This window comes from Nocardiopsis listeri (assembly GCF_020741345.1).
GTDB lineage: Bacteria > Actinomycetota > Actinomycetes > Streptosporangiales > Streptosporangiaceae > Nocardiopsis > Nocardiopsis listeri_A.
The window spans coordinates 1-5880 of the sequence record NZ_DYZD01000465.1 but is presented as its reverse complement, the minus strand read 5'-3'; the positions used below and the strand labels follow the sequence as shown (position 1 = coordinate 5880).

Annotated in this window: 6 protein-coding genes and 1 other RNA gene; 4 read left to right on the top strand and 3 right to left on the bottom strand. The window is 69.4% G+C overall.

Going from position 1 to position 5880, the window contains the following annotated elements:
- Positions 1-332: 332 nt before the first annotated feature.
- Positions 333-704: a transfer-messenger RNA gene (ssrA, locus tag K8V84_RS25300) on the top strand.
- A gap of 170 nt (positions 705-874) precedes the next feature.
- Here ssrA and K8V84_RS25295 read toward each other — a convergent pair.
- Entirely contained in the window at positions 875-1867 is a 993-nt protein-coding gene (locus K8V84_RS25295; RefSeq protein WP_304079326.1) for a DUF5937 family protein, read from the bottom strand.
- A 46-nt stretch (positions 1868-1913) separates the two neighbouring features.
- Between K8V84_RS25295 and K8V84_RS25290 the strand changes: the two genes are divergently transcribed.
- The 3 genes from K8V84_RS25290 to K8V84_RS25280 all read left to right on the top strand — a co-directional run bounded on the left by K8V84_RS25290 (position 1914) and on the right by K8V84_RS25280 (position 4228).
- Complete coding sequence (locus tag K8V84_RS25290) at positions 1914-3116, top strand: MFS transporter (protein WP_304079324.1); 1203 nt, start codon at positions 1914-1916, stop codon at positions 3114-3116.
- 66 nt (positions 3117-3182) lie between these two features.
- On the top strand, positions 3183-3515 hold the full coding sequence (locus tag K8V84_RS25285) for a PadR family transcriptional regulator (RefSeq protein ID WP_304079321.1): 333 nt from the start codon (positions 3183-3185) through the stop codon (positions 3513-3515).
- Positions 3512-4228 carry a DUF2812 domain-containing protein gene (locus K8V84_RS25280; RefSeq protein WP_304079318.1) on the top strand — a complete coding sequence of 239 codons (717 nt, stop codon included), beginning with the start codon at positions 3512-3514 and terminating at the stop codon, positions 4226-4228. The genes K8V84_RS25285 and K8V84_RS25280 overlap by 4 nt, the downstream gene beginning before the upstream one ends.
- 6 nt (positions 4229-4234) lie before the next feature.
- Here K8V84_RS25280 and K8V84_RS25275 read toward each other — a convergent pair whose 3' ends face one another.
- Entirely contained in the window at positions 4235-5038 is an 804-nt protein-coding gene (locus K8V84_RS25275) for a helical backbone metal receptor (protein ID WP_304079316.1), read from the bottom strand.
- A gap of 107 nt (positions 5039-5145) precedes the next feature.
- Positions 5146-5652: an SRPBCC family protein gene (locus K8V84_RS25270; RefSeq protein ID WP_304079314.1), complete on the bottom strand. Its 507-nt coding sequence runs from the start codon at positions 5650-5652 to the stop codon at positions 5146-5148.
- Positions 5653-5880 lie beyond the last annotated feature (228 nt).

The following is a 5880-nucleotide window of genomic DNA, read 5'->3' as shown; positions in this document are numbered from 1 at the left end:
CGAGCGCTCCGGCGGCGTCTTCATGGGTAACTGGAACCGCATCAGGGGGTAGCGGACCAGTTCGATGAGGCAGGATCTCGTCTCGGGGGAGACCCTGCCGGTTCCGAAGGTCGGCCCGACCCTGCCGACCGCCCCCGTGAGCCGCGTCGACCAGATCTTGAGTCCGCCTCACGGGGGTTTCTCCCTGACTCGGTCCCTCGAACCGGGAATCAGCTTGGTTCCTTGAACGTTGACCCGATAGAGTGACGAACACGCGAGTGGTTCGCCGCTCGCATGTCGGTCGACACGGACTCCGTGCAGACGGGATCCACGTCGGCTTTGACAACTTCACAGGGGGTGATCGGTTTCGACTTCGGTAGTCGTTCCAGGGGAAGCGGGTCGAGGGTTGCGTGTGTGACCTCGTTAATCCTGCATTCGCATAAATTCAAGTGCCAATTCTAAGCGCACTGAGTTCGCTCTCGCTGCCTAAGCGATTGTGACTCTGTCGGTCCGGGCTCGTCATCGGCTCGGGATCCGGCACCATTCAGATGACTCACCGCTCAGATCAGGCCACGGGGCCTGAGCGGGACATTTTCGTGGCTGGGCCTGTCAGCGATGTGTCTGTGCAAGCGCTGAGGCCGAGTAGAACGACACCACAGACTGCACCCGGAGAAGCCCTGGCTCGTTGCTGAAGGACGCGGGTTCGATTCCCGCCACCTCCACTCCACTCCGGAACGACCTTGCTCGGGGGACTTCGTCCGCCTCGCCGGGTCGTTCCGTTGTTTCTTCTGGGGGGCGACCCCCAGACCCCCGAGGCGTCTCTTGCCGCGTGGGGGTCGCCTGGACTTTTGGCCCTTGGGCCGCGCTTCGGCGCGGTCCAAGGGCCTTTTCGCGTTCAGGGACCCTGGGCGGCGAGGGCGGTGCCCAGGGGAGACCTGGTGTAGAACACCTCACGGCCGGCGCGCCAGGACTCCAACAAGCCCGCGTCGCGTAGGGCGGAGAGGTTGACCGACACCGTGGCCGGCGCCAACTCCAGGCGCGCGGCCAGGTTCCGGGTGGTCTCGGGGACGACCAGGTGGGCCAGGATCCGGGCGCGGGTGCGCCCCAGGATCGCCGCCAACGCCTCGGAGGAACGCTCTCCGGGTGACCACAGCTCGCCCACTCCCCGAGCCGGGTAGATCAGGGTGGGCTGCCACGGCTCCTCACCGACGAGGATCAGTTCGGGCCAGACGAAGGCGCTCGGGATCAGCAGCAGCCCGCGGCTGCCCAGACGCAGCTGTTCGGTGGCGGACGGCCCCGCCACGTGGAGCGTGTGGTCCTGCCAGGTGAGCCGCTCGTCCAAGTCGGTGACGAGGGCGGCCAGCCCGCTCCGGGCCAGGGTGTGGGCCCGCAGTGACAGGTCCGCGTCCAGGAGGGCGCGTAGGCGTGGCCAGTAGGGCCGGACCAGGTGTTGCCAGCAGGTGGCCAAGAGATCGGCCAACGTGTCCCGTGTGGCCCCGGGATCGGCCAACAGCGGGTCGGTCGTGCTCGCCGGCAGGCCGCGTCGGGGATCGAGCAGACAGGCGCGCAGTTCGCTCGCCACCCGATCGGCCGGGGTGGACCTGACCTGGGTGAGTCCGTCCTCGATGGAGGTGAGCGGACCGACCGGAGGCGGGCTCAGGAAGTCCGGTACGTATCCGGGGCGGGGGAAGAGCAGACGTACCAGGGACAGGTCGACGTGGTCGGGAAGCCGGGCGGTGCGGACCCACGGCAGGTGAAAGCTCTGGCGGTGGGGTTCGAAGAGGGTGTGCAGGGCGGCCAGGGTCTCCCAGACCGGAGAGACGGCGAACCTGCAACGCAGCAGGTCCTCGTGTTCGAAGACCACCTGTCCCGGCATGGATTCGAACATACCCGAATCCGTTGAGCGGCCTGTTCGACGGGAAGAGGCTGGGCGCATGTCGCAGAACTCTTTCCGTCGGGTGCTCGCCGTGCCCGAGTTCCGTGCCCTGTTCCTCGCGGAGATCCTGTCGATCCTCGCGCTGGTCGCGGTGCAGATCACCTTGTCCGTGCTGATCTTCGATCGAACGGGATCGCCGCTGTTGTCGTCGTTGGCGTTCGCGTTGGGGTTCCTGCCGCATTTGTTGGGCGCCTCGCTGCTGTCCTCGGTGGCCGATCGGTTTCCGGCCCGGCGGGTGATGGTGGGGGCGCAGTTGATCAGCGGCGTGGTGATGGCGTGCATGGCGTTCCCCGGGACATCGGTGCCGGTGATGTTGGCGCTGTTGGTGGTGAGCGGGACGATCGCCCCGGTGTACTCGGGGGCACGTTCGGCCGCCTTGGCGGACGTGCTGGGTGGGGAGGGGTTCCCACTGGGGCGTTCGCTGCTGCGGATCGCGGCGCAGACCGCGCAGATCAGCGGGTTCTCGTTCGGTGGTGCCCTGATGTTGGTGGCCTCGCCCACGATCGCGCTGTTGGTGGCGGCGGGGTTGATGGCCGGGTCCGCCCTGCTGGTGGCGGTCGGTACCGAACTCCGGCCCGGGCGCGGGGGTTCGGGCGGGTTGGTCGCCTCCTCGTTGGGAGGGGTGCGCGACGCGTCGCGGTTGCCGCGGCTGCGCGCGGTCTTCCTGTTGAGCTGGGTGCCGGCGGCGTTGTTCGTGTGGCCGGAGGCGTTGGCGGCACCGTTGGCGACGGGCATGGGCGGTGGGCCGATGCTGGTGGCGCTGTTGTTGACCGCGGGTCCGGTGGGGACGGTCGTGGGCGAGCTCGCCGTCGGGTCGTTGCTCACGGCCGAGGCGCGCCGCAGGTGGATGCTGCCGTTGGCCTTCGTGTCCTTCCTGCCGATGATGTTCTTCGTCTTGGATCCGGGACCCGCGTTCGCCGTGGTCGTCCTGGGGCTGGGCGCTCTGGGCTGGGGTCACACGTTGGCGCTGGACGCGCTGCTCCTGGCCGAGACCCCGGAGGAATTGCGCGGGCGCGTGTTCGCGCTGGGTTCGGCCGGGCTGATGATCACCCAGGGGGTGGGATTCGCCCTGGCCGGGGCGGTCGCGGAGTTCCTACCGACGCACCTGGTGGTGGCCATGGCCGGGGGCGGTGGGGTGCTGTCGGTGGCGTTCTTCGGCCGCCGGTTCCTTCGCCTCAAGGAAGTTCGTACGGCTATCTAGGTTGTAATCCTAACTAGGTTGCTTTACCGTCTAGGTAGAAATCGAACCTAGTCCCAGGAGTGATGGATGGATCGACGATCGAGCTGGCTGAAGGGGGTGCTCGACCTCCTGGTGTTGGCCGGACTGACCGAAGGCGAGAGCTACGGCTACGCCTTGGCCGCGAGTCTGGACGAGGCCGGATTCGGCCGGATCAAGGGAGGCACCCTCTACCCGGTGCTCAATCGGTTGGAGGAGGCGGGTTTGGTCGCCGCGGAGTTCCGCGCGGCGGAGAAGGGGCCGGGGCGGCGCTACTACCACCTGACGGATCAGGGTCGCGAGGTTCTGGCCGGTCAGGGGGCCGCCTGGTTGGAGTTCGACGCATCGGTACGCGAGGTTCTGAAGAAGGGCGGGGTCCGTTGAGCTACCTCGACGAGTTGACGACACTGCTACGGGCCCGCGGGGTTCCCGAGCCACGGCTGAAGAGCACCATCGACGACCTCGCCGCGTTCCTGGCCGACGGCGACCTCGACCCGATGGAGGAGTTCGGCCCGGTGGCCGAGTTCGCCGACGACCTGGTGGGCGAGGAAGGCCCCGAGGCCGATCCGGAGGGCCTGGTGTGGGGCGCGGACTCCTTCGCGGCCACCGCGCGGCTCAACGAGATGGGCGCGCAGGGTTGGGAGGTCGAACGGGTGGATCGGTTCGGCCGGTTCGTCAGCCACCGTGGAGAGGACCCCCAGGTCTGGGAGTATCGCCAGGAGATCGCCCCCGGCCGCCGTGAACGGACGCGTCTGGCCGAGAGCCTGGCTCCGGAGGGCTGGGAACCCGCCGGGCACTACTTCACCTTCGCCTACTTCAAGCGGTCCCGGGCCGCGTTGGTCGGGCCGGCCGCCGTGTTGGACGAGCGCCCCGAGCCCACCCGTAAGCGGTTCTTCTGGAGTCCGCCCGGCCTGGTGTTGATCGCGGTCGCCCTGGTGGTCCTGGTGATCTCCCTGTTCGACCTGGGCGGCACCCTGTGGGAGGGCGACGCCGCCGACCGGGTCGCCACGTTGGCCGGCGCCGGGGTCGGGGCGCTCGTCGGTGTGGGAGCGGTGCTGGGTGTGTTCTGGCTGTTCGCCAAGCTCCGTAACCGCTGAGCGTGCCTATCCGTGGCGCGTCAACGCCGCGGACAGGCGCCGGTGCGCCGCCGGGAGGGAGGGGCCGTACCAGGTCAGGTCACGGCCGAACACGTGGACCGCGGGTACGTCGAAGGCCTCCGGGCCGTCCTCGGGGCCGAACGCGTAGGGCTCGTCCGGCAGTACCACCAGGTCGGCCTCGGACGTCTCCTCCGGCCCGACCGTGGGGTAACGCCCGGGACGGTCCGCGAACACGTTGTCCGCGCCGAGTCGGTGGAGCAGGTCGTGGGCGAAGGTGTCGGCGCCCACGAACATCCACGGGTTCCGCCAGATCGGCACGGCCACCCGCACACGCTCCGACGGTGGAGGGGCCGCCCACACGGTTTCGGCCTCGGTCAGCCAGTCGGGGGAGACCCCGGGGGCGAGGAGGGCGAACAACCGGCGCAGCGAGGCCAGGGCGCCGGGCACGGTGCGGACGTCGGTCACCCACACCGGGACGCCCGCCTCGCGCAGGTGGAGGACGTGCCGTTCCCGGTTCTCCTCCCGGTTGGCCACCACCAGGTCCGGGGCGAGTTCGATGATCCGTCGCACGTGCGGGTTCTTGGTGCCGCGCAACCGTTCGACCGCCAGGTCGGGAGGGTGGGAGCACCAGTCGGTCGCTCCGACCAGGGCACCGGGAACGGTGTGCGCGATGGCCTCGGTGAGAGACGGCACCAGCGAGACGATCCGCCGTGGGGGCGCGTCCGACACCACCGGACGCCCCAGGTCGTCCTCGAACCGGGTTCGACCCGACCTCCGGGCCGGGTGCGTGTCGAAGGTCCCGTCACTCATGGGTCCCGAGCACCTCGTCGGCGTTCACGTTCGGGCAGGGGGTGTCCATGGCCACGAGTATCCCCGGTGGGGACGACGACCGGACGGCCGGCGTGGCGTTCCTCGGGTCAGTGCACCTCGGTGAGGGGGCCGAAGTGGGCACGGGTGTCCTTGACCAGGGAGGCGAGCATGCTCTCGGTCAGGGGACGCCCCAGCTGCAGGGCGCTGTCCAGGCCCTGCCACGGGGTGAACGCGAACGACCACACGAGCTTGCTGCCGCCGGCGAACGGCAGCACATGGTAGTCCTCGGCGAACGAGCCGAACAGCGGGAGGGTGCCCTCGGTGGCGTAGAAGGACTTTCGGCGTTCGGCCTCGTCCCAACGGAAGAAGTGCTCGCGCATCCGGTAGGCGCCGAGGACCCGGGCCTCGCGGATGGTGCCCACGCCGTAGGGCGGCTCGGTGGTGTAGTGCACGTCTCCCAGGGCCCGGCACCAGGACAGAGGACGGGGCGAGGTGAGCTCGGCCCAGACCTCGTCGGGCCCGGCGGCCAGTTCCAGCCCCACCCGCCAACGCATCGGGGCCGATTCGAAGTAGCTCTCGTCGACGGGTTCGAGCTCGTAGCGGAAGGCGCTCACGGGGCATCCTCTTCGTCCGGGGTTCCTCTGGCGAAGGTACCAAGTCCCCCGCGTGGGGAATTCGGCCGGAAGCTCCCCGGGCGGACCCGACGGGGACGGCACCGCCCGGTGCCGTCCCCGTCGGGTCCGCCCGGGGAGCTTCCGGCCGAATTCCCCACGCGGGGGACTTGGTACCTTCGCCAGAGGAACCCCGGACGAAGAGGATGCCCCGTGAGCGCCTTCCGCTAC

What these genes read in the sequence shown, in the direction of transcription:
- K8V84_RS25295 (WP_304079326.1), bottom strand. Translation starts at nt 1,867, where the DNA reads ATGTTCGAATCCATGCCGGGACAGGTGGTCTTCGAACACGAGGACCTG.
- K8V84_RS25290 (WP_304079324.1), top strand. Translation starts at nt 1,914, where the DNA reads ATGTCGCAGAACTCTTTCCGTCGGGTGCTCGCCGTGCCCGAGTTCCGT.
- K8V84_RS25285 (WP_304079321.1), top strand. Translation starts at nt 3,183, where the DNA reads ATGGATCGACGATCGAGCTGGCTGAAGGGGGTGCTCGACCTCCTGGTG.
- K8V84_RS25275 (WP_304079316.1), bottom strand. Translation starts at nt 5,038, where the DNA reads ATGAGTGACGGGACCTTCGACACGCACCCGGCCCGGAGGTCGGGTCGA.